Source organism: Halalkalibacter alkalisediminis (assembly GCF_028610705.1).
Taxonomy (GTDB): domain Bacteria; phylum Bacillota; class Bacilli; order Bacillales; family Bacillaceae_D; genus Halalkalibacter; species Halalkalibacter alkalisediminis.
In genome coordinates this window covers 1-1607 of the sequence record NZ_JAQQWT010000108.1, presented here as the reverse complement: position 1 = coordinate 1607, position 1607 = coordinate 1, and the positions used below count along the sequence as shown (strand labels likewise).

The window sequence follows — 1607 nt, the reverse complement described above, 5'->3', positions numbered from 1 at the left end:
CTACCATGAAAATAAACTTCTGTAATTTAGGAAAAAAGGCAATACTAAAGAAGACGCAGCTCATTCATTTTTAAAAAAGGGGAGAGCGCCTTTCATTGGTATTATTGAAGCTAAATGGACTGGATCAAGAGGCTTCTGATTCTGACAATGATACGGTGTAACCTAAACTTTCAAGTCTGCGCAGGGAATGTCGAACAATTGATTGCTCTCTTTGCTTATCGAAGTAATCTTCGCCTAAGTCTACATACATTTCTTTACGAGTTAAGAGATAATAAGAGATACGTAACATGGCGTGAGCGACGACAATTCCTGCTCGTTTTCTGCCTTTTCGTGATGCTGTACGTCTATACAGTGCACCAAGGTAGTTTTTGGATCCTCTTACTGAATGAGCTGCTTCTGTTAATGCCGATCTCAGATACTTGTTCCCTTTTTTGGTTTTAGAAGACTTCCTTTTGCCAGCACTTTCGTTCTGTCCAGGTACGAGACCTGCCCATGAACACATGTGAGCTGCGCTTGGAAACTGCTTACTCACATCGGTTCCAACCTCAGATAAGATTTGTTCAGCCATTCGAGTAGCTATCCCAGGAATAGAATCTAATCGATCGATATCCTCTTGATAGGAGCTGACTCTTTTCGCTACCTCTTGATCAAGCATCTCAATTTCCTCACTTAAAAAATCAATATGCTTTATTATCGTTTTTAACATCAGTCGTTGATGTGGACTTATATAACCTCGAAGAGCGAGTTCAAGATCATCCTTTTTTCGTTTTAATGTACGTTGAGCTAAATTTGCTAGTTTTTCAGGATCTTCTTCACCTTCGGCTATGGCATGAAGCATATTTTTAGAGGAAACTCCCATAATATCTGACACAACAGAACCGAGTTTAATATTCGCTCCTTCTAACACTTTTTGAATCCGATTATGTTGTCTCGCACGCTCCTCAATGATGCTCCGACGATAACGAACGAGTTCCCGTAATTCTCGTTGGTTTCGATCAGGAATAAAACTAGCTTTTAACAATCCATGGCGAAGCAGTTTCGCAATCCATTCGGCATCATTTACATCGGATTTACGACCTGGTACAGCTTTAATGTGTTGGGCATTGACCACTAAAAACACAATGTCTTCACTCTCAAGTAAATTCACAATGGGCTTCCAATACACACTCGTACTTTCCATGGCAACGTGTGTACATCCGTGTTCTTTAATCCAGTCTAGTAGTTTCAACAAAAACACTGTTTTCGTTGAAAATGATTGAATCTCCTTTCCTTTTGGTGTAATAATACATGCAGTAATAGAGTCTTTATGAACATCCATACCACATGCTCGTTCAATGATTACATCCATTGTAATCTTCCTTTCTACGACTTAATATGGAGGCTGGTGCAACAACCAAAATAGGATTAATCTACCATGAGTGCTTCCGCAAGGGAGCAACAGTCAGTGGTGCACCGTGGTCGAAGGAGTCAGACTAACGGATGGGCTCTAACGCACCATAGTTCATCGACCTTCCTCTCCCAGCCGTAGAATCAGTATTGACGGTTTTTAACCATTTTCATTCTCTGTGGTGCAGCGCCGATTTTGCGCTGCATGGATGGCTAACGGG

General features: G+C 41.1%; 1 protein-coding gene. It reads right to left on the bottom strand.

All coding sequences use genetic code 11. From position 1 onward, the window contains the following. Positions 1-124: 124 nt before the first annotated feature. On the bottom strand, positions 125-1348 hold the full coding sequence (locus PQ474_RS26035; RefSeq protein ID WP_273848486.1) for an IS110 family RNA-guided transposase: 1224 nt from the start codon (positions 1346-1348) through the stop codon (positions 125-127). Positions 1349-1607 lie beyond the last annotated feature (259 nt).